Annotated in this window: 14 protein-coding genes and 1 pseudogene; 8 read left to right on the top strand and 7 right to left on the bottom strand. The window is 63.5% G+C overall.

Going from position 1 to position 21698, the window contains the following annotated elements; genetic code table 11:
• Positions 1-50 precede the first annotated feature (50 nt).
• Positions 51-2483: a TonB-dependent receptor gene (locus AC0L2O_RS11350; protein ID WP_473369774.1), complete on the top strand. Its 2433-nt coding sequence runs from the start codon at positions 51-53 to the stop codon at positions 2481-2483.
• 166 nt (positions 2484-2649) lie between these two features.
• Positions 2650-4077 carry a TAXI family TRAP transporter solute-binding subunit gene (locus tag AC0L2O_RS11345; protein WP_473369902.1) on the top strand — a complete coding sequence of 476 codons (1428 nt, stop codon included), beginning with the start codon at positions 2650-2652 and terminating at the stop codon, positions 4075-4077.
• Between the two features lie 39 nt (positions 4078-4116).
• Here the strand turns inward: AC0L2O_RS11345 and AC0L2O_RS11340 are convergent, their stop codons facing one another.
• From AC0L2O_RS11340 to AC0L2O_RS11330, 3 genes and pseudogenes are all read right to left on the bottom strand, one after another.
• The gene (locus tag AC0L2O_RS11340) at positions 4117-4548 is read right to left on the bottom strand and encodes a tetratricopeptide repeat protein (protein ID WP_473369901.1); all 432 of its coding nucleotides are present in this window, start codon (positions 4546-4548) and stop codon (positions 4117-4119) included.
• Between the two features lie 429 nt (positions 4549-4977).
• A pseudogene (locus AC0L2O_RS11335) lies at positions 4978-5227 on the bottom strand (nucleotidyl cyclase domain-containing protein); the annotation flags it as partial.
• Positions 5228-5303: 76 nt separating this feature from the next.
• On the bottom strand, positions 5304-5573 hold the full coding sequence (locus AC0L2O_RS11330) for a hypothetical protein (protein WP_473369773.1): 270 nt from the start codon (positions 5571-5573) through the stop codon (positions 5304-5306).
• A 527-nt stretch (positions 5574-6100) separates the two neighbouring features.
• Between AC0L2O_RS11330 and AC0L2O_RS11325 the strand changes: the two genes are divergently transcribed.
• From AC0L2O_RS11325 to AC0L2O_RS11310, 4 genes are all read left to right on the top strand, one after another.
• A complete protein-coding gene (locus AC0L2O_RS11325; protein WP_473369772.1) occupies positions 6101-6850 on the top strand; it encodes a carbonic anhydrase family protein in 750 nt (249 codons plus the stop codon).
• Between the two features lie 53 nt (positions 6851-6903).
• Positions 6904-7989: a calcium:cation antiporter gene (locus AC0L2O_RS11320; protein ID WP_369722332.1), complete on the top strand. Its 1086-nt coding sequence runs from the start codon at positions 6904-6906 to the stop codon at positions 7987-7989.
• Positions 7990-8050: 61 nt separating this feature from the next.
• The gene (locus AC0L2O_RS11315; protein WP_473369771.1) at positions 8051-9166 is read left to right on the top strand and encodes an efflux RND transporter periplasmic adaptor subunit; all 1116 of its coding nucleotides are present in this window, start codon (positions 8051-8053) and stop codon (positions 9164-9166) included.
• The gene (locus AC0L2O_RS11310; protein ID WP_473369770.1) at positions 9163-12219 is read left to right on the top strand and encodes an efflux RND transporter permease subunit; all 3057 of its coding nucleotides are present in this window, start codon (positions 9163-9165) and stop codon (positions 12217-12219) included. The genes AC0L2O_RS11315 and AC0L2O_RS11310 overlap by 4 nt, the downstream gene beginning before the upstream one ends.
• 74 nt (positions 12220-12293) lie before the next feature.
• Here the strand turns inward: AC0L2O_RS11310 and AC0L2O_RS11305 are convergent, their stop codons facing one another.
• The 4 genes from AC0L2O_RS11305 to AC0L2O_RS11290 are packed head-to-tail and all read right to left on the bottom strand — an operon-like array spanning position 12294 to position 19388.
• A complete protein-coding gene (locus AC0L2O_RS11305) occupies positions 12294-14849 on the bottom strand; it encodes a cation-translocating P-type ATPase (RefSeq protein ID WP_473369769.1) in 2556 nt (851 codons plus the stop codon).
• Between the two features lie 59 nt (positions 14850-14908).
• Entirely contained in the window at positions 14909-15220 is a 312-nt protein-coding gene (locus AC0L2O_RS11300; protein WP_409187787.1) for a DUF3240 family protein, read from the bottom strand.
• Positions 15217-18291 carry an efflux RND transporter permease subunit gene (locus AC0L2O_RS11295; RefSeq protein WP_473369768.1) on the bottom strand — a complete coding sequence of 1025 codons (3075 nt, stop codon included), beginning with the start codon at positions 18289-18291 and terminating at the stop codon, positions 15217-15219. The genes AC0L2O_RS11300 and AC0L2O_RS11295 overlap by 4 nt, the downstream gene beginning before the upstream one ends.
• Entirely contained in the window at positions 18291-19388 is a 1098-nt protein-coding gene (locus AC0L2O_RS11290) for an efflux RND transporter periplasmic adaptor subunit (protein WP_473369767.1), read from the bottom strand. The genes AC0L2O_RS11295 and AC0L2O_RS11290 overlap by 1 nt, the downstream gene beginning before the upstream one ends.
• Before the next feature lie 192 nt (positions 19389-19580).
• On the opposite strand from AC0L2O_RS11290, the gene AC0L2O_RS11285 reads away from it, so the two are divergent.
• Positions 19581-19985 carry a VOC family protein gene (locus AC0L2O_RS11285; RefSeq protein WP_473369766.1) on the top strand — a complete coding sequence of 135 codons (405 nt, stop codon included), beginning with the start codon at positions 19581-19583 and terminating at the stop codon, positions 19983-19985.
• 85 nt (positions 19986-20070) lie between these two features.
• A complete protein-coding gene (locus tag AC0L2O_RS11280) occupies positions 20071-21531 on the top strand; it encodes a GH1 family beta-glucosidase (protein ID WP_473369765.1) in 1461 nt (486 codons plus the stop codon).
• Positions 21532-21698 lie beyond the last annotated feature (167 nt).

Raw genomic sequence — 21698 nt, 5'->3', positions numbered from 1 at the left:
GCAATCGGCGACGTTCAGAACAGCCGGCGCTTGGGAATGGGACGGCAGGGATGGGCGTGCGAAAGCTTTTGATGGCCTCGATGTCGACGGGGCTGATGCTTTGGACTGACGCCGCCACGGCGGCGCAGGACGAGGACACCAACGTCCAGAACCTCCCTGCGGTGGAGGTGGTGGCGCCGCAGCCGACCGCGCGTCGCAGCGCGCCGCGCGCGCCGACGCGCGTCGTAAGTTCCGGCAAACCCAACACCCGCATCTACGTCTACCCGACGGCGCCGGGCAATGCGAAGGGCCTTGATGTCGACAAGGTCCCCTCCAGCATCAACGCGGTCGATGCCAGCCAGATCAAGCGCACCGGCTCGATGAACGTCACCGACGCGCTGCGTGACAATGTCGCGAGCGTCAACATCACCGAGGTGAGCGGCAATCCGTTTCAGCCGAATGTCGAGTTTCGCGGCTTCGTGGCCTCGCCGATCGTCGGCACGCCGCAAGGGCTTGCCGTCTACCAGAACGGCGTGCGCATCAACGAAGCATTCGCCGACAGCGTCAATTGGGACCTGATCCCGACCGCCGCGATCCGCTCGGTCACGGTGGTGACCAACAATCCCGCCTTCGGCCTCAACGCGCTCGGCGGCGCGGTCAACCTGCAAATGAAGGACGGATTTACCTATCAAGGCGCCGAGATCGATACGATGGGCGGCTCGTTCGGCCGCATCCAGAGCTCGGCACAATGGGGCAAGCAGGTCGATACCAATTACGCCGTCTACGCCGCGCTGGAGGGCTTGCACGACAGTGGCTTCCGCAACTCCGCGCAATCGGACGTGCGCCGCTTCTACGGCGACATCGGCTACAAGGGCGGGGATAGCGAATTTCACGTCAACATGGGGCTTGCCAACAACAACTTTGGTGCCTCCGCCACTGTTCCCGCCGAGCTGTTGCAGCAATATTGGGGCGCAATCTACACCAACCCGCAGACCACCAACAATCGCGTCGGCTACGTCAACCTGACCGGCAAGGTCGAGGCGACGCCGACCTGGACGTTCGAAAGCACAGCGCATGCACGCGTGTTCGAGCAGCACGTCGTCGATGGCAATCCCACCAGCGTGCAGGAGTGCGCCGTCCCCGGCTTGCTGTGCTTTGGCGACGACACCTCGGCCGCCAATGGCCTGAACGGCGCGCAGCTCGTAAACCCCTTCGCGTCGGGCACGCTGCTCGGCGAGATCGATCGCACGACGACGCGATCGACGACGTTCGGTGTCTCCTCGCAGGCGACCAATACCGACAAGCTGTTCGAGCACGAGAATCGCTTCGTGGTCGGCGCGAGCTTCGACGCCAGCGTCACGCGTTTCAACGCCATGGCCGAGCTCGGGACCATCGGCACCGACTATGTCGTCAGCGGCAGCGGGATTTTTCTGGGACCATCCGGCACACCGGCGACCGGCGAGATGGGCCCGGTGTCGCTGCGCACCGTCAATCAATATTCCGGCCTCTATGCGCTCGACACCTTCAACGTGACCGATGCCTTCGCGATCACCGGGGGGGGCCGCTTCAACCACGCCCGCGTCACGCTGGAGGACCAGCTTGGCACCGCGCTCAACGGCGATCACAGCTACGACCGCTTCAATCCGATCATCGGCGGCACCTACAAGATTACGCCCGAGCTCACCGCCTATGCCGGTTACTCCGAGGCCAACCGCGTGCCGACGCCGCTCGAGCTCGGCTGCGCCGATCCGAACAACCCCTGCTTGATCGCATCCTTCCTGGTCTCCGATCCGCCGCTCAAGCAGGTGGTGTCCAAGACGGTCGAGGCGGGCCTGCGCGGGACGAGGGAGTTGAACATCGGCACGCTCGGCTGGAAGATCGGCGGCTTCCGGGCGACCAATTATGACGACATCATGGGCCTGCCGGTGGCGGGACGGCAGGGTTTCGGCTTCTTCCAGAACGTCGGCGCGACGCGCCGGCAGGGCATCGAGGCCGAGGTCAACCTCAAATCGGAGACGCTCCAGTTCCACGCCAGCTATGCTTTGGTGGACGCGCGCTTCCTCGATGCGCTCGAGCTCTCGTCCAACAGTCCCTTTGCCGCCGGCGGCACCATCCACGTCGTTCCCGGCAACCAGATTCCGGCCGTGCCACGCCACCGCGTCAAGGCCGGGATCGAATATGCCGTGACCGACGCCTGGAAAATCGGCGGCGATGCGTTGTTCGTGTCGAGCCAATATCTGGTCGGAGACGAGTCCAATCAGGCCTCGAAGCTGCCTTCCTACACCGTGTTCAACCTGCACACCTCCTACCAGCTCAGCAAGAACGTCCAGCTCTACGGCAAGATCGACAACATCTTCGACAATCGCTACGCGACCTACGGCACCTTCTTCGACACCACCGCGGTGCCCAACTTCGGCAACGGCGGCAATCCCTTCACCGACCCACGCTCGCTGAGCCCGGCAAGGCCGCGCGCATTCTACGCGGGCGCGCGCGTGACGTTCTAGAGCCGGATGAATCCTCGTTGCATCAGTCCTCGCATAGGTCGCTTGTGGCCTGAATGTGGTCACCGGCGCTGCAGCTGTTGCAACCAAGGTCGCTGCTGGGACGTTGCCTCGGGAATGTGGTATGCCTGCAAAGCAGCAGGCTTTTGCGCTCCGACCGGCGGCAGATATGTCCTCGACCGATGGTACAGGTGCAACCAGTGACGTAGCCCGCCGGCGGCGGAGAAGGGGCAACACGTTATTGCTGATCCTGGGAGTCGGATTCCTCATTTTTGCTGGCGCAGCGGGCGCGCTGTATTACGCGTTGCAGCCGGTCACGCTCCGGATTGCGGTCGGACCGGCGGGAAGCGACGATCACAAGGTTGTTCAGGCTGCGGCCGAGGCCTTCGCCAGCGAAAGCAGGACAGTCAGGTTGTCCGTGATCACGACTGACGGCGCGGTCGAAGCGCTCGGCCTGCTCGGTGCCCGCAAGGCCCAGCTTGCGGTGGGCCGCGCCGACCTGGACATGCCGGCCGATGCGCAGACCGTGGCCACGTTGCGCAAGAACTTCGTTGTGCTGTGGTCGCCTTCCGGACTTGCGGGCAAGAGCTCCAGGAGAAAGCCCGCGGCGAAAATCAAGGAGATCGCCGATCTTGCCGGCCACAGGGTCGGCGTGATCGGCCGGACTCCGGCGAACGTCGCGTTGCTGCGGGTGATCCTGAGCGCCTGCGGGGTTCAGGCGGACAAGGTCGCGGTTACCCAATTCGGCACGGATCAACTCGACCAGCTGGCGAGCGACAAGACGCTCGATGCATTCATGGCGGTCGGTCCGCTCGACAGCAAGATCACCTCGCAGGCCATCGCAGCAACGGTCCGGGCCCGAGGCGAGCCCAAGTTTCTCGCGATCGACGCGTCAGAGGCGATCGCGCTGAAAGACCCGCGTTATGAATCCGAAGAAATTCCGCCCAGCGTCTTCAACGCAAATCCGGCCTGGCCGGACGACAAGGTCGAGACGGTCAGCGTCAGCCACCTGATCGTGGCGCAGCGAGCCTTGTCCGAAACGACAGTAGCGGCCTTCTTCCGGCAATTGTTCGCCGTCCGTCAGGTGATTGCCCGGCGCGTGCCCGGCGTTGCGCACATCGCCAAGCCGGACACCGACAAGGACGCCGAGTTGCCGGTGCATCGCGGAGCGGCAGCCGTCATCGACGGCACCGAACGCACCTTTCTCGACCGCTACGGCGATTACTTCTGGTTTGCCCTCCTGCTTCTCTCCGGAATCGGTTCGGTCGGGGCCTGGCTGCGCCACTATTTGAATCGCGATGAAAGGGACGAAAACACCGGTCATCGCAACCGAATCCTGGCCATGGTCTCCGGGGTGCGGACTGCGGAAACCAACCAGCAACTCCTGGCGATGCAGCGCGAGGTCGACGACATCATCGGTGAAACGCTCGAATGCTATGGTGACGGCGCCATCGAGGAAGAGGAGCTGGCGGCCTTTGGCCTGGTGCTCGACCTGTTCAACCACGCCATCATCGAGCGGCGCGCGACATTGCAAGCGGACGCGCCCGAACCGGTCCGCGGCGCGGCAGCAGGCCGTGGTTTCACGTCGCCACGATGAGATAGCCACGTCAAAGATCACCCGCGATCTCGCCGCTGGTCACTCCGGCAGGCCCGCCGATCGCAGCGCTCCCGCCCATTTGGCGAAGTCCTCCGGCCTGCGCAGCGGGAGCAGATCCCCGAGACCGGAAACGCGCAGAGTGGGATCCATCTCGGTTACGCGATCCATGAACTTTTTGGCCTCCTTGGGCCGCCCTGCAAGCGCATGGCTGACAGCGGCCATGCGCACCGCGGTCAGCCAGGTGGGGCGCGCACGCACGGCTCTCTCCGCCCAGGTGCTGGCCTCGTCGTAGTTGCCTGCAAAGAAATGAGCATAGGCCATTCCGGCCTGCATCCGGAAAAGCAATGGATCACGCGGACTGAGACGCATGGCGGTTTGCAAGCGCTCGATCGCCTGCTCCGGATCCCCGGCGTAGACCAACAGCCAACCGCTTACGTACCAAGCGGCGGCCAGATTTGGATTGAGGTCCATCGCGCGATCCAGGCAAAGGATGCCCTCGTCGAGCTCGAGCGCGAGATAGGCGATCGCAAAGCCGCCCCAACACAGCGCCGCCGCATCGTCGTTGCCGAGCTCAAGAGCCCGCCTCGCCAAGCTGGCGCCCTCTGCGGTCTCCGCTTGGCGGTCGACCATCCAGCCGTTCGACTTGCGGGTTACGAAAATCCAGGACGCCCAGCCATAGGCCACGGCAAAGTCGGGATCGAGTTCGGTGGCACGGTAGAATAGCCCCAACGCTTGATCGTCGCCTTCCCGCGTGTATGCCACCGCGCTGGCGACGGCGCGCAGGTAGCTATCGTAGGCGTCGAGGCTTTCGGTCGGCTTGTTTTTCACGCGATCGATCTCGACCTGCTCCAGCTTCGGCACCAGCGCGGTGACGACGCTCGTGGTCACCTTGTCCTGCACATTGCCGCTCGCCATTCCGCGCTGGATCTCGATCGCGCAACGAACCGCGTCGACCGCGCTTGCGAACTCGACGAGCACGCCGTCCCCGGTCGTTTTGACGATGCGGCCTCGGTGCTCCTCGATTTTGGGATCCATCAGCGCCCGACGACAGGCCTTCAGCCGTTCGAGCGTGCCCTTCTTCGTCTTCGCCCATGAGGCGGCTGTAGCCCGCGACATCCGCGGCCAATACCGCCTCGAGTCGGCGCTCAATGCGCTTGGTCAACAAGGCGTCCCCATCTCAGGTTCTGCATATCAGCTTAAAGGCTCTGAAATGAGGGCGCCAGCGATTACCGACAGACCCAGACGCCGTTGACCATCACGCGGTGACACCCCACCGCCGCTCCGCCCACGACGGCACCTCCGACGACGGCCCGTCGTGTGGTTCGACGGGCGACGCCGGCGTAGCTCATCGGCGTCAAGGGGCGGCCGACCCGGGCCTCCGCGCTGGTGATGGAGAACGACAAACCCTCGGTTTTAGACCAGGCGAGTGAACCTGAAATCCCGCACAGCACAACGCTTGCAGCAAGGAATCCTCTTCCCAATGCCTTCGTGTTCATAGTCGGCTCCTTTATGACGATCTTAGCCTTCTTCAGGTGCTCATGCCCGACGGCCGAAGGCCGGATCGTCGTCGAGCATGTCGTCCATTCTGCCGAGTGGACCGCCGCATCCACCCTCACATCAGCCGCCGGGCCACGATGGGGCGGACATCGCGGCCGCTAACGGGCCGACCGAGAGCGTCAGCCCGGAGCGCCTCAGGCCAGGATTTGTAGCAATCGTGGGATAACAAGCCGCTTCATGATCGCTCTCCTGAAAGGAGGGGATGCCTTACCGATCAACACGCAGAAGGACATTTCATCACTGCGACGAGCGCTAGGCAAGTTACTTCTTTGGCGCCAGCCAGCTCAAACAACCTGAGGTAAATACCACTTTTTTGCCGAGCGCCGTGCTCACGGCAATGCCAACGAACACGCGCAAGTTCGACCGATCGACGCGAAGCCACCGGCGGACTTGTCAGGTACATGCGTAAAAACTACCATCATAGTAACGGCGCCGTCCGAAGCGCACCCGTCAGAGGAGGATCGCCTTGCATCACCGAACCGAACATCCAACACATTGCGATTGCCTCGCCCGCCGGAAATTCCTGAAGATGGCCAGCGCCGCAACCGCCGTGGGCCTGGCAGGTAGCGGTCTCTTTCTCGCCGATGACGCCCGCGCGGACGCTCTCACCAGAGAGATGCGCGACAAGCTGAGCCCCGACCAGATCATCCAGGCCATGAAGAAAGGAAACGGGCGTTTCCGGAAGGGCGAGCGGAAAGACCGCAACTATCTGCGCGAACAGAAGGCGAGCGCTTCGGGACAATACCCGGCGGCCGCGCTGCTCAGCTGCATCGATTCGCGCGCTCCCGCCGAGGTCATCATGGACCTTGGGATCGGCGACATCTTTAACTGTCGCGTCGCCGGCAACATCGAAAATGCCGACATTCTCGGCAGTCTCGAGTTCGCCTGCAAGCTCGCCGGAGCCAAGGTCGTGCTCGTCATGGGCCATACCGCCTGCGGCGCGATCAAAGGGGCCATCGACAACGCGGAGCTCGGCAACCTCACCGGGCTGCTCGCCAGGATCAAGCCCGCGGTCGAAGCGACGACCTACTCCGGCGACCGGTCGGCCAAGAATTACGCCTTCGTCGATGCCGTCGCACGCAAGAACGTAGAGATGACCGTCGCAAATATCCGGAAGGACAGTCCGGTCCTCGCCGAACTGGAATCGAAGGGCAGTATCAAGATTGCCGGGGCGATGTACAACGTCGGAAGCGGCGCGGTGGAGTTCTTCGGCTGAACTGGATCTGGGATTCCAACGCTCGAAACATTTCAATCGACCAATCGCGGGGGATGGGCATGGCTGTAGCAGGCACAGCTCGGTGGACGTGGCTTTGGCCGGCGCTCGCGTGGGCCGTCTTGTTGGTCACGATCGTGCTCGGCGGAAACGGGATTCTTTACGCCGCGGCCGGAGCCGCTCTGTTCGGCACCGTGTTTGCTGCGGTGTATCATGCCGAGGTGGTCGCCCACCGCGTAGGCGAGCCGTTCGGCACACTGATCCTCGCCCTGGCGGTGACGGTGATCGAGACGGCGCTCATCGTCTCGGTCATGATCGCAGCGCCCGCCGAGAAGGCGGGACTGGCCCGCGACACGGTTTTCGCGGCGGTCATGATCGTCTGCAACGGCATAGTTGGCGCCTGCTTGTTGTGGGGCGGCGTCCGCCACCACGAGCAGGGCTTCCAGGCGCAAGGCGCGAGCGCCGCTCTGGCCGTGCTCGTCGCGCTGACCAGTCTGACGATGGTCCTTCCGAACCTTGCGGCGCAAGAACTCGGGCCGCTGTACAACACGCCGCAACTCGTCTTTGCCGCGCTTGCTTCTCTGGTTCTCTATCTCGCGTTCGTGTTCATCCAAACGGTAAGGCACCGTGATTATTTCCTTGCCGCAAAGGGTGGCACGGCCGACGATCATTCGCCACCTCCGGACAACGGAACGACGACCCTCAGCGCCGTTCTCCTCGTCCTCTCCCTTGTGGCCGTGGTGGGGCTTGCCAAGGTCCTGACGCCCACCGTCGAGGGAGCGATAGACTTCCTCCAGGTACCCAAAGCCGTGGTCGGCACAATCATCGCCGCCCTGGTTCTTCTTCCGGAGGCGGTGGCGGCCATCAAGGCCGCTCAAAGCGACCGGCTGCAGACCAGCCTCAACCTTGCGCTCGGCTCGGCGCTGGCGACGATCGGTCTGACCATCCCCGCAGTGGCCGGGGTGTCGATCGCTCTCGGCTACCGGCTCGAACTCGGGTTGGACGTCAAGGAGTTGGGGCTGCTGCTGGTTACGCTGCTGTTGAGTGTCATCACGCTCGGCACCGGCCGGACGACGGTGCTGCAGGGTGTCGTTCACCTGGTGATCTTCGCAGGGTTTCTGTTTTTTGCGGTGGTGCCGTGAGTTGTCGGTTCGATACGGCTGGTCGAAGCCCTCTCCGGACAGACCAAGGGGAATGCCGGCAATGATCGGACGAATACCGCGATTGGCGGCCCTTGCCCTGCTTGTCGTCGGCCTGCAGGGCTGCGGCGAAAAAAAGAAGGAAGCGAACGAACAGCCGGTCCGCGGTCTGCGCGCCTACAAAGTGGCTGCAACCGCGGAGAGCCGCGTGCGCCGGTTTCCGAGCGTTCTGCAGCCCGCCGATGTCAGCGCTTTGTCGTTCGAGATCGGTGGCCAGTTGAAAGCCGTCGGCCTCACCGTCGGCGAGAAGGTGCAACTCGGAGACGTTCTTGCCGAAATCGATCCGAGATCGCTGCAGAGCCAGGTGGACCAGGCCAGCGCGGGCGTGCAGCAGGCGCAGGCGCAGCTCGACAACGCGCAGTCCGACTTCCAGCGCAAGGAAGAACTCCTCAAGCGCGGCGTTGCCACCCAGGCCGCTTTCGAACAGTCGAACGCGACCCTGCTCAGTTCGAGAGCCCAACTCGACCAAGCGCGCCGGCAGCTCGAGTTGGCCAACCACAACCTCGACCGGAGCAAGCTGCTGGCCCCCTTCGCCGGCACCATCGCCCGCGTGGAGGTCAAATCCTTCGCCCAGGTCGCTGCGGGACAGCCGGTCGCCACACTCTACAGCGACGACAGCTTCGAAATGAGCTTTCTGGTCCCGGCTGCGACCTTCCAGAGCCTCAAGGTCGGACAGAAGGTCGAAGTGAAAGTCGCCGACAAACCCGACCTTCCGCTCAAAGGCGAGATCAAAGAGCTCGGGTCCAAAGCCGAGCAGGTATCGGCCTTCCCGGTCGTGGTCAGGCTCGACAACAACGCCCCTGGTCTGAACGCGGGCATGTCGGTCGAAGTGACGATCGAAGAACCGCTGGTCGTGGGTCGCAGAGGGTTTCTCGTCCCGCTGAGCGTCCTTGTGCCCGAAGGCGGAAAGGTGCTGCAGAACACCGGCACCGTGTTCCGCTATGACGAAGCAAGTTCGACGGTGAAGAAGCGCGTCATCACGGTCGGCGGGATCCGCGAGAATCGTCTGGTCGTCGTGGATGGCGTCACGCCGGGCGACATCCTGGCCTCCGCAGGCGTGTCCTATCTCTCGGACGGAGAGCAAGTGAAGCTGCTGCCGTTGGAGCAGGAGGCACCGTGAACCTCCTCACCGGCTTCGGTCTTGCGCGATCCCGATTCACCATCGCGGCCATGATCGGGCTGCTGATCGCCGGCATCGGCCTCTATCCGAACTTCCCGAAGCGCGAAGATCCAGTCATCGTCATCCGGACGGCCGTCGTGTCGGCGCTCTTCCCGGGCATGGCGCCCGAGCGGATGGAGAACCTCGTCGCCGTTCCCATCGAGCGAAAGATCCGCGAGCTCGCCGAGGTCAAGGACATCAGAACGCTTGCGGGTGAAGGATCCCTGACGATCTACGTCGACCTGAAGGACGAGATCGCCAATGTCAACGCCACTTGGCAGCGGCTGCGCGACAAGATGGCCGACGCCAAGGTCGAACTGCCCGACGGGGTTGTCGGGCCATTCGTCAACAGCGACTTCGGCGATGTCGCGATCGCGACCATCGCCATCACCGGCGAAGGCTTTTCGCCGCGCGAACTGAAGGACACGGCCGAGGACTTTCGGAAGAAGCTCTATCAGATCGCCGGCATCTCCAAGGTCGAGCTTCACGGTGTGCAGGACGAACGGGTATGGCTGGAACTGGATACAAGGAAACTGGCCGCCATCGGCGTTCAAGTGAACGCCCTGATCAAGGACCTTCAGGGTCAGAACGTGGTGCTGCCCTCCGGCAACATCAACGCGGACGGCACCCGTCTTCTGCTGGAAACGTCCGGAGATTTTCCGAACGTTCGGGCGATCGAGACGATGCTGACCCGGGTCGGGACCACCGACAGCCTGGTGAGGCTCGCCGATATCGTCACGGTCCGCCGCGACTACGTCTCGCCCAAGGTCAAGCCGATCTATTTCAACGGCCGTCCCGCCGTCGTGCTCAGCGTCATCATGCAGCCGGACCAGGACGTCACGCAGCTCGGCGGCAAGCTGCGCGAAGCCGCAAGCCAGTACGAGCAGCGCCTTCCGATCGGCTACGCCGTCACCTTCGCGACCTACCAGGCCGATCAGGTCAGCGCCTCCGTCAATTCCGCCCTGTCCAGCGTCGCGCAGACCTTCGTCGTCGTGGCAGTGCTCGTGATCGTTTTCCTTGGGCTGCGGGCGGGTACCATCGCCGCGATGATCGTGCCCTTCGCCGTGATGTTCTCGCTGATCGGCATGCGGGCGCTCGGGATCGCCCTGGAGCAGGTCTCGATCGCGGCGATCATCATCGCGCTCGGGCTGCTGGTCGACAATGGGGTCGTGATCGTCGAGGACATCGTCAGCCGGATCGGCCGCGGAATGCCTCCCGAGGAGGCCGGGCTGGCGTCGGGAGAGCAGTATGCGCTTCCGCTCCTGATCTCCTCGATAACCACCATCGCGGCGTTCTTGCCGCTCATGCTGCTGTCGGGGGCGTCCGGCGAGTATGCGTTCTCGCTGGCGGCCGTGGTGGCGCTCACGCTGGGAGGCTCCTGGATCACAGCGCTGTACATTCTTCCAGCCCTGACCGTTTGGCTGATCAGGCAGCGGGGTAGATCCGGCAATGAGGACGCGCCGCCGTCCCGGCTGCAGCGGCTCTACGCGTCCGCGCTCGGTTCGGCTTTGCGCTTCTCGCCCCTTGTGCTGGTGGGATGTGTCGCGCTGGTGGTGATCGCGCTCACTCAGTTCAGCCGCATTCCCAAGGAGATGTTTCCGCTCAGCGAACGCAGCCAGTTCCTGGTCTACATGAACATGCCTGACGGGACCGATATCTCGCAAACCGAAGCTCGCGCGCGCAAGATCGAGCGATGGCTCGGCGACAAGGCGGCCAATCCGGAGATCTCCAGCGAGATCCTGTACGTGGGTGACGGCGGTCCGAGGTTCTATCTCACCTTGACCCCCGTTCCGCCGGACCCGGCGTCTGCGTTCTTCCTGGTCAACACGACGGATTACCAGGGCGCGATCCGTGCCGCCAATCGCGCCTGGAAATACCTGTACGCCAATCACCCGGAAGCAAGCTTCAAGATCAAGCGGCTGGCCATGGGCGCCGTCGAATCCGGCGTCGTGGAGCTGGAGATATCGGGCCCGGATGGGGACCGACTGCTCGCGCTTAGCGAACGGGCCCGATCCCTGCTGCAGCGGGCACCGAACGTCCGTGAGAACGACGACGACTGGGGCAACAAGATCGTCAAGGTGGTCGTCGAGATCGACCAGGACCGGGCGCGCCAGCTTGGGGTGACCTCCGAGGAAGTCACTCGGCTGCTGAACACCTATTTCAGCGGCACCGCGGTCTCGATCTACCGCGAAGGCGACAACTCGATCCCGATCGTGTTGCGCGCCGGCGCCTACACGTCGCAGAGCCTGGAAGGCCTCACCAGCGCGACCTTCGCGAAGAACGGCGGCCTCATCTCGCTGGCCCAGGTCGCGAGGCTGAAGCCCGGGTTCGACTTCGCGCGGATCCGCCGCAAGAACCAGGAACGGACGATCACGGTGACGGCCCGCAGCACCTCGCTGACCGCCGGGCAGCTGCTGGAATCCATCCAGCCCGGGCTCAACGAGATGGACATGACCGGGGGTTATCACGTGACCGTCGGGGGCGAGATCCAGAAAAGCGCGGAGACCAACCAGAAGCTCGCCGCCGGCTTTCCGATCGCGCTTGCCGTGATGGTGCTGGCGATCATCCTGCAGTTCAACTCGTTCCGGCGCACGCTCCTGACCTTCATGAGCATACCGCTGATCCTAACCGGCATCCCGTTCGGGCTGCTGGTAACCGGACAACCGCTGTCGTTCTTCGGGACCCTCGGCATCATCAGCCTGTCGGGGATCATCATCAACAACGCCATCGTGCTGATCGACCAGATCGATATCGAGCGGCAGAGACTCCCGCTGCGCCAAGCGGTCGTGGCCGCATCGGAGAAGCGGTTGCGTCCGATCCTGCTGACCTCGGCGACGACGGTTCTAGGGTTGGCTCCGATGGCCATCGCCGGCGGCGCGTTGTGGCAGCCGATGGCGGTGCTCATGATGTCGGGGCTTGCAATTGCCTCGCTGCTGACGCTGTTCTTCGTTCCAGCCGGATACGTCCTGCTATTCTGGTTCGATAAGGAGCTGCTTCTGGCAGATCAGCGCTAGCCCTGAATGCGTTAGTGCCCCACCTACCCATTTTTGCCGGTTTGCGCTGTGATGGCAACAGGGCTGCATTCAGCTCAAACGCGAAGGCGTGCGCGCCAAATCGGCTTGAGAGCCTCGAGAACCAGTAGCACGGCTGCCGCTGCAACCATGGTGACGAGGAGGTCGTCGCCATGCAGCGGGCCGAAGCGAAACAGCAAGGAGGCTGCGGGCCAGTACAGGACCGCCGCAAGGACCGCCGCGATCGTCAGGAGGATCCAAACAAGCGCGGCGTTCGGGCGGCGGAAGGCAACGATCAGCGAGGAGCTGAAAGAGCGGTTGACCAGTACAAGGCTGAAGATCGTCAGCACGAGCGCGAAAAACCCGAGCGCGCGGGCTTCGTTTTCCGGCATGCCGCGGCGCAGCCCAACGATATAGACGAGCGCGACGACGGCGAAAGCAAGCGCTCCCTGGACAATGCTCCATACGATCAGGGACCATGAGAACAGCGGCGCGTCGGGCGGGCGTGGCGGCCGGTTCATGATGTCGCGCTCGTCGGTTTCCGCCTCGAAAACCAGCGAGCACACGGGATCGATCACCATCTCCAGAAAGGCAATGTGGATCGGGCTGAAAAAGATCGGCAGGCCCAGGACCAGCGGCAGCAGCGCCATGCCCGCGATGGGGACGTGCACCGCGAAAATAAAGCTCATGGCCTTGCGTAGATTGTCGTAGATGCGCCGCCCGAGGCGGATTGCGGTCACGATCGAGCCGAAGTCGTCATCGAGCAGCACGATCGAGGACGCCTCTCGCGCGACGTCCGTGCCGCGCCCACCCATGGCGACGCCGATATGAGCGGCCTTGAGCGAGGGAGCATCGTTGACCCCGTCGCCAGTCATCGCGACGACCTCACCGTTCGTCTTCAATGCCTGGACGATCCGCAACTTCTGCTCCGGCACGATGCGCGCGAAGACATTGACCATTTCGACACGTCGCGCGAGCGCGGCGTCGTCGACCTGCCGGAGTGCGTCCCCACTCAGAACATCGGACGTCTTGATGCCGGCTTGCCGGGCGATGGCCTGCGCCGTGGCCGGATAGTCCCCGGTGATCATCACGACGCGGATGCCCGCCATGAGACATTCCCGCACGGCATCCGGCACGCTCGAGCGAAGCGGATCGGCAAGGCCAACCAGCCCAACAAGGCGGAGAGCGAATTCGGTCTGGGACTCTGGGAGCGTCGCCCCATCGTATGAAGCGCCGGCCACGCCCAGCACGCGCAAGCCGTCGGCGGCCATGGCATCGGTCGCCTCGCGCAAGGCGATCATCTCCGGCTCTGCGAGCCCGCAAAGACGCGCGATGGCCTCGGGAGCCCCCTTGCTCGCGACCAGGAGCTGCGTCGCACCGGGCCGTTGCCAGACCTGGGTCATGGCAAGAAGATCGGGGCGCAGACCATAGCTGCGTACGAGGCACCAGCCATTGCCCGGGACATCGAGGCGCGCAGCTGGCGCCTGCTGGACGAAGCTGTAAAATGCCTTCTCCATGGGATCGAATGGCTCCGGCGTACTCGCGAGCAGGCCATGAACGGCGATCCGGCCGAACTCCGCAGGGAGGTGCGGCAGCGAGAGCGCGGACTTGCGCAGCGTGCTGCCGTCCGGACGGCGCAACTCGGCAATCGTCATGCGGTTCTCGGTGAGCGTGCCGGTCTTGTCCGTGCACAGGACCGTTGCCGAGCCCAGGGTTTCGATCGAGGCGGCACGGCGGGTCAGCACCCGGGCCTTGGAGATACGCCAGGCGCCCATCGCCATGAATACCGTCAGCACGACCGGAAATTCCTCCGGCAGCATGGACATTCCGATCGCGATACCCGCCAGAAACGCTTCAAGCCAGCCACCCCGAAGGGTTCCATAAAGCACGACCGCCAATACACTGACCAACACGCCTCCGAGTGCGCACCAGCGCACGAGCGCGGAAGTCTGTTGCTGAAGCCGCGGCGGCTCGCTATCGAGGCTTTGCAGCGACTGGCCGATCTTTCCGATTTCGCTGCGCGGCCCGGTCGCGATCACTTCGGCAATCCCGGTACCTCGTACGACCAGCGAGCCTGAATAGACGTAAGGCTGGTCGTCGCCGCCGGGACGGGGATGGTCAACGGCAACGCGATCGGCTGCGACCTTGCGCACGGGCACGGATTCGCCGGTGAGCAGGGACTCGTCCGTCTGCAGGTCTGAGGCTTCACACAGCGATCCATCAGCGGGAACGCGGTCTCCTTCGGCGAGCACGATGAGGTCACCTCGAGCGACGTCGCGCCCGGCAATGCGCCGCCGTTCGCCGTCCCGGATCACCAGTGCCCTGGGGCTGGTCAAATCCCGCAACGCCTCGAGCACACGCTCGGTGCGGGTCTCCTGGATCACGGTGATGACGACCGACATAAGCCCGAACGCCAGCAGGATCAGCGCTTCCTTGAGGTCCCCCAGTAAGAGATAGACCAGCCCTGCGCCAACCAGCAGCGCCAGCATCGGTTCGCGCAACACCTCCAGGACGATGCGAAGCGGCGTCCGCCGAGCCTGTCGTGGCAGCTCATTGTAGCCTTCGGCTTCGAGCCGGGTCCGGGCTTGCTGTTCCGTCAGGCCCGTGACTGCGGGTGTTGAGCTGGCGGTCATCGCGGCGGACCTGAACGTTTCATTGTGAATTGCATCGCGTGACAGGCACGGTGCGGCGGTCAGGCAATGGTGCCGAAATCAGTCACCGGCGTTACCCAATATACGACGTTGGTGCCGGCGAATGAAACTCGAACCCGCTCGAGCAAACGTTCGGCACTGGCGCGTTGCAGGATAATCCGGACCAGCACCTGGTCCGCGTGTCCCTTGACGCGTTCGCTGGGGGTTTGCAGCAGCACGTTGGCCCCGTGTCCGGCAGCGTCCGAAGCATTGAAGCCGGACACCAGATCTCCCTGTTCGCTCAGATAGTCGAACAGTTCGTCGCGAAGATTGCGCGCAGCGATCAGGGTGAGGCAAACCGTGTCGTTTTTCATTTCGCCACCTTCGCGGCGCCGCCGAACCGCTGGTAGAGGATCGGCAGCAGGATCAGGGTCAGCACCGTCGATGATAGCAAGCCACCGATCACCACAATGGCGAGCGGGCGCTGGATCTCGGATCCGGGCCCGGAAGCAAACAGCAGTGGGATCAGTCCCAGCGCGGTGATGCTGGCTGTCATCAGCACTGGCCGGAGCCGCCGCTTGGCACCCTCGACAACGATACGCTCCTCGGCAAGGCCATGCGCGCGCAACTGATTGAAGTAAGAGACCAGCACTACGCCGTTCAGGACCGCGATCCCGAGGAGAGCAATGAAACCAACGGAAGCCGGGACCGACAGGTATTCCCCGGTCGACACCAGGGCGAATACGCCACCGATCAAGGCGAAAGGGATGTTCACAAGCACCAACAAAGCCTGCCGCACGGAACCGAACGTGGTGAACAGCAGCACGAAGATCAGGCCAATCGCGATGGGCACCACGATCGACAGCCGGGCGGCGGCACGCTGCTGGTTCTCGAACTGTCCGCCCCAGCTCAACCGATAGCCTTTCGGCAGCGGAAGCTCGGTCGCGACCTTCTGTTGGGCCGCCTGGACAAACCCGACCATATCGCGGCCGCGGACGTTGGCCCTGACGACGCTCATCCGGTTGCCGTCCTCGCGGTCGATCTTCACGGGACCGTCGACGCGCTGGATTCGGGCGACCTGCGACAGCGCAACATGTTGCCCGGACGACAACGTCAGCGGCAGGCTTGCAAGCAGCGTCGGAGCCTCCCGTGTCGTCTCGCCGCCGCGGACCAGGATCGGCGTACGGCGACCATCCTCGAGCGCGGTGCCGATGGTTCGTCCCTCGATCTGGGTACGGAGCGTGTTGGCAATGGAATCCACCGTCAGGCCAAGTCGGCCGGCCTCCATCCGGTTCACGGCCACAGTGTAGTATTGGGCGCCCTCGTTGAGCGTCGTGTACACATCTTCGGCCCCCTCAATGCCCGAGACAATGGCGGACAATTTTGCCGCAATCTCGTTAAGCTGGCCAATGTCAGTGCCGAAGATCTTGACCGCGACGTCGCCGCGCACGCCACTGATCATCTCCTGCACGCGCATGTCGATCGGCTGCGTGAAGCTGAGCGACAAGCCAGGAAAATCTGCGAGCACATCGCGCAGCTCTTGCAGAAGGGCCGAGCGGTCTCGGGCTTGCCTCTGCTCGACAGGCTTGAGCACCAGGAACGTATCGGTCTGGTTCGGACCCATCGGATCAAGACCGAGCTCATCAGAACCGGTTCGGGCGACTATTCCAGTGACGTCCGGCACCTTCATAAGGGCCGACTGGAGTCTGGCGTTGACGGCAATGGATTCGTCGAGATTGACAGACGGCAGAGTTTCCACGCTGACGATGACGTCGCCTTCATCCATGGTCGGCATGAACGTCTTGCCAAGCTGCGTATAGGCGTAACCGGCGGCGGCGAGCCCCAGCACAGCCGCGACAACGACCTTGCGCTCGTTCCTCAGTGACCAATCGAGGGCGGGCTCATAGACCCTTAGCGCGATGCGGATGAGTAGCGGATCGCCATGGGCCGTAGATTTGAGCAAAAACGAGGTCGCAACCGGAATGACCGTGAGCGCCAGCAGCAACGAGCTGGCGAGCGCAAAGATGATGGCGAGCGCGACAGGGATGAAAAGCTTTCCCTCAAGTCCTTGTAGCGTCAGCAGAGGCACGAACACGATGATGATGATCAGGACACCGGACGCGACCGGTTGCAGCACCTCGCAAACGGATCGGAACACAATGTGGATCAGTGGAGTTGTTTTTCCCGGCTCGTGCTTGGCGAGATTGCCGACGATATTTTCGACCACGACCACGAGAGCGTCGATGAGCATGCCGATCGCGATCGCGAGCCCGCCGAGGCTCATCAGATTGGCCGACATGCCAACGGCGCGCATGACGAGGAGCGCCATGACGATCGCTAGCGGCAGGCTGAGCGCGATGACGAGGGAGGCGCGCCAATTGCCGAGGAACAGCAACAGGAGGACGACGACGAGCACGGTGGCTTCGCCGAGTGCACGTACGACGGTCCCGACGGCACGTCCGACCAGCCGGCTCCGGTCATAGAACACATTGATCGAGACGCTCTTCGGCAGAGAGGGCTGTAGTGCCTCAAGTCGCAGGCGGACATCGCGGACGAGTTGGCCGGCATTGGCGCCGCGCAGCCCGAGCACGAGCCCCTCGACCGTTTCGCCACGGCCGTCGGAGGTGACCGCGCCGTAGCGGCTCAGGGCGCCGACCTTGACCCGGGCGACGTCGTTCACACGGATCGGAACGCCGTCGCGCGTGTCGACGACGATGGCCCTGATGTCATCAATTGTACGGATGCTGCCTTCGATCCGCACCAGCGAGCTGTCCTCCCCCTGGTTCACGCGTCCGGCACCATCGTTGCGGCTGTTGGCCTCGATGGCGCGACGAAATAGCTCGGAGGAGATCCCGCGGGCCGCAAGCGCGGCGTCGCGGGGGACAATCTCGAAGGCTCGGACATAGCCGCCGAGCGCGTTGACGTCGGCGACGCCGGGGACCGTACGCAGCGCGGGGCGGATCACCCAATCGAGCAAGGTTCGCCGCTCCGCGAGCGAGAGTTCCGGGCTGTCGATCGTGAACATGAACATCTCACCGAGCGGGCTCGTGATCGGCGCCAATCCGCCGCTCACCCCCTCGGGAAAATCGCGCGAAACATTCGAAAGTCGCTCCGACACTTGACTGCGCGCCCAGTAGATGTCGGTGCCGTCCTCGAAATCCACGGTCACATCGGCCAGGGCATATTTGGTCGTAGTGCGAAGAATCTTCTTGTTGGGCAGTCCAAGCAATTCCAGTTCGATCGGAACTGTAATGCGCTGCTCGACCTCCTCAGGGGTGAGGCCAGGTGCCTTCATGATGATCTTCACCTGGACCGGAGAAACGTCGGGAAAGGCGTCGATCGGCAGGCTTGGAAGAAAAGCCGCGGCCGCGCCGACCAGCAAGAGCACGCTCAAGGCGACGAACAACCGCTGTGACAACGCAAATGCGACCAGCCGTGGCAGCATTACTGTCCCGCCCCGAGCCGCAAGAGAATGCCCCGAAGCGCAGAGATGCCGGCGATTGCGATCTGATCCTTCTCGGCGATCGGCCCGGAGATCACGACGTGGTCCTGGTCTTCCGCGAGCAACGTCACGGGCACCAGACGAAAGCCGCCATCGATGGCGACGAAAACAGACGCCTGCTCGCCGCGGCGAACGAGTCCGCTATAGGGAATTTCCCAGGCGCTCTCGTCCGCGGAGAGAAAGCTGACGCGCGCCGCCGCAGTCTGACCGGGACGCAAGCCGCCATTCTCATTCGGGATCTCCGCGCGCACGAGAATAGTCTGCGTTGCCGCGTCGGCCGTCTCGGATACCAGGATCACGCGGCCTGACGCATCGTAACCCTCGACGTCGACCTTGGCGCCGGGCCGAATGGCTCGGATACTGGTTGCCGGGATCGCAATCTCGGCCCATAGCGGTGACAGCCGCGCAAGTTTTACCAGAGACGCGGCCTGCTCCAGGCGCTGACCGGGCGAAACAGCGATATCGACGACGGATGCGGCCTGTGGCGCGCTGACGGTGAGCGTTGCGCTGATCGCTGCATCGTTGATTAGACGAGAGATCCCGTCGTCCGACATGCCGCTCAGATGAAGCATTTGTCGTCGTTCGGCGAGGATGGTGCCGGCCTGGCGAGCCTCCGTCTGACTCGCCTCCAGCACACGTTGCGGTACTGCCTTGCCGTCGAACAAGTCGGCGTTCCGCTTGAGCTGCTGATCGGCAAGAACCTCCTGAGCGATTGCCTGCAGGTAGTCGCGTTGCAATGTGACAAAGCTTGGGCTCTGCAGGGTCACGAGCGGTTGACCCGCGGTGACTCGATCGCCGCGCGCCGCCGCCAGATTGGTGACCATGCCGGCGACCGGAGCGCTCACGACCCACAATTGCGCCGTCGGAATGACGATCTGTGCTGGATAGGGCAGTGTTTGATCGGTCCGGCTCGAGATCGGATGGGCCATGCGGACGCCCAGGTTCTGAGCCTGTGTCGCCGTGAGCTTGACGTCCTCATCGGCCGTCGCAACGTTGGGCAGGACGGCAAGCGAGAGCACAAGCAAAATTGGACGCAGCATCCGCATTTGGTGCGGAGAGCGCTTCATCCTTGAGACGAGCATCACTACCAACTGATTTGAGCCAAGAATCTTTCATACTCCGGATCGCTCCACTGGTATTGACCCACGTCAATCGGAACTGCCATGCGTCAATCGGCCTCGGATAATCGCAGCGGAACGGACCGAGATTGAGACCAGGAAAGGAGCGACGGCATGCTAGCGAACGCGAAAGTGGCAACCCGGCTTCCAGCAAAAGACCTTGATCGGGCGCGGGCGTTCTATTCCGAGAAACTCGGGCTCGAGCCGGTCGAGCAGCGCGAGGGTGGGCTCCGCTACGTCTGTGCCGCTGGCGAGTTTGCGATCTTCGTCTCGGCCGGAACGCAATCCGGGACGCAGACGCAGATGGGTTGGGAAGTCGAGGACATCGAGGCCACCGTGCGCGAGCTTCGCCTACGAGGGGTCGCGTTCGAGGAATATGACTTCCCCGGCTTGAAGACCGTTGGCGGGATTGCGGAGATTGCCGGCAATTACGCCAGCAAAGGTATCGGCGAGCGGGGCGCGTGGTTCCGCGACAGCGAAGGTAATCTGCTGGGAATCGGGCAACCGGTTCGATCTTGAAGCTGGCTCCGTCGTCCACGCTTTTCAAATCGCTTGTGACCCGCCATTGTGCGACCGCAACAGCGCCCAAAGCGGAGCAGCATCGATGTCGGACAAGATCTCGCGGCGCCAGTTCGCGAAGCTCGCGGGGCTGTCGGCTGCCGGGATGGCAAGTCCGCTGGAGGTCAGGGCCCAGCCGGCTTCGACGCCGGGCCGTGCCGGCAGCTTTCCGCCAGGTTTTCTCTGGGGCACCGCCACCTCGTCCTACCAGGTCGAGGGCGCGGTCAACGAGGACGGGCGTGGCGCCTCGATCTGGGACAAGTTCGTCCGCATCCCCGGCAAGATCGAGGACGGCACCAATGGCGACCGCGCCAACGAGCACTATCACCGCTACAAGGAGGACATCGCGCTCATCAAGGAGCTCGGCTGCAAGGCCTATCGCTTTTCGGTGGCCTGGCCGCGCGTGTTTCCGGACGGCGACGGCAAACCGAATCCGAAGGGGCTTGATTTCTACAACCGCCTCGTCGACGAACTCCTGAAGAACGGCATCGAGCCGTGGCTGACGCTCTACCATTGGGACCTCCCGCAATCGCTTCAGGACCGTTTTGGCGGCTGGCGCTCCACCGAGACCTGCAAGATTTTTGGCGACTACGCGGCCTATGTTGCCGAGCACCTGACCGACCGCGTCAGGAACGTGTTCACGCTGAACGAGAGCGGCCGCTTCGTCTATTTCGGCTATGGCATCGGCATCGACGCGCCGGGCCTGATGTTGCCGCAGGCCGAGGTCAACCAGGTCAGGCACAACAGCGCGCTTGCGCACGGGCTCGCGGTGCAGGCAGTGCGTGCCCATGGCCGCCAAGGCACCCGCGTCGGCCCGGCCGAGAACATCGATGCCTGCATTCCCGCGATCGATACGCCCGACCATGTCCGCGCCGCCGCAATCGCGCTGCGCGAGCTGAATGCGGGATATCTCAACGTCATCATGGAGGGTCGCTATACCGACGCCTTCCTGAAGTTCGCCGGCCGCGACGCGCCGAAATACACCGACGCGGAATTGAAGATCATCTCCTCCCCGGTCGATTTCCTCGGCCTCAACATCTACGCGCCGCAGCACTACATCGTGCCGTCCGACCAGGGCGCGGGTTTTGCGCCGCTGCCGATCCCGAAATCATTTCCGCACATGAATTCGGACTGGCTGCGCGTCGGCCCCGAGACGATCTATTGGGTGCCGAAGCTCGCCGCAAATATCTGGAAGACGGACGCGATCTATATCAGCGAGAACGGCACCTCCGGCGAGGACCAGGTCACGCCCGACGGCAAGATCTACGACACCGATCGCATCATGTACCTGCGCAATTATCTCGCCCAGCTCCAGCGCGCCACCGTCGAAGGCGTTCCGGTGCGCGGCTACTTCCTCTGGAGTCTGATGGACAATTTCGAGTGGGTGTTCGGGCTCAACAAGCGCTTCGGGCTCTATCACGTCAATTTCGAAACGCAGGTGCGCACGGCAAAACTCAGCGCCAGCTTTTATCGCAACGTGATCGCGAACAACGCGGCGGGAGCTTAGCTCTCCCTCGCAGCATTCTTACGGGAGAGGGCGGGGTGAGGAGCTCTATCCACCAGTCCGTCTGTCACTGCTCTCGCGGACGAACCGGGCCATGATCAACTACTGCTCCTGTTTTGCCCGACGAGTCAATCGCTTCGCAGGCGGGCGAGGCGCCATCCCGGGGCCTG

This window comes from Bradyrhizobium sp. Kon10 (assembly GCF_055807395.1).
This window is presented reverse-complemented; position numbering and strand designations above follow the sequence as displayed.

Bases quoted from the DNA above. Each gene is read 5' to 3' on its own strand.
- AC0L2O_RS11350 (WP_473369774.1), top strand. From the start codon at position 51: ATGGGCGTGCGAAAGCTTTTGATGGCCTCGATGTCGACGGGGCTGATG.
- AC0L2O_RS11345 (WP_473369902.1), top strand. From the start codon at position 2,650: ATGTCCTCGACCGATGGTACAGGTGCAACCAGTGACGTAGCCCGCCGG.
- AC0L2O_RS11340 (WP_473369901.1), bottom strand. From the start codon at position 4,548: ATGGACCTCAATCCAAATCTGGCCGCCGCTTGGTACGTAAGCGGTTGG.
- AC0L2O_RS11330 (WP_473369773.1), bottom strand. From the start codon at position 5,573: ATGAACACGAAGGCATTGGGAAGAGGATTCCTTGCTGCAAGCGTTGTG.
- AC0L2O_RS11320 (WP_369722332.1), top strand. From the start codon at position 6,904: ATGGGCATGGCTGTAGCAGGCACAGCTCGGTGGACGTGGCTTTGGCCG.
- AC0L2O_RS11315 (WP_473369771.1), top strand. From the start codon at position 8,051: ATGATCGGACGAATACCGCGATTGGCGGCCCTTGCCCTGCTTGTCGTC.
- AC0L2O_RS11305 (WP_473369769.1), bottom strand. From the start codon at position 14,849: ATGACCGCCAGCTCAACACCCGCAGTCACGGGCCTGACGGAACAGCAA.
- AC0L2O_RS11300 (WP_409187787.1), bottom strand. From the start codon at position 15,220: ATGAAAAACGACACGGTTTGCCTCACCCTGATCGCTGCGCGCAATCTT.
- AC0L2O_RS11295 (WP_473369768.1), bottom strand. From the start codon at position 18,291: ATGCTGCCACGGCTGGTCGCATTTGCGTTGTCACAGCGGTTGTTCGTC.
- AC0L2O_RS11290 (WP_473369767.1), bottom strand. From the start codon at position 19,388: ATGCTGCGTCCAATTTTGCTTGTGCTCTCGCTTGCCGTCCTGCCCAAC.
- AC0L2O_RS11285 (WP_473369766.1), top strand. From the start codon at position 19,581: ATGCTAGCGAACGCGAAAGTGGCAACCCGGCTTCCAGCAAAAGACCTT.
- AC0L2O_RS11280 (WP_473369765.1), top strand. From the start codon at position 20,071: ATGTCGGACAAGATCTCGCGGCGCCAGTTCGCGAAGCTCGCGGGGCTG.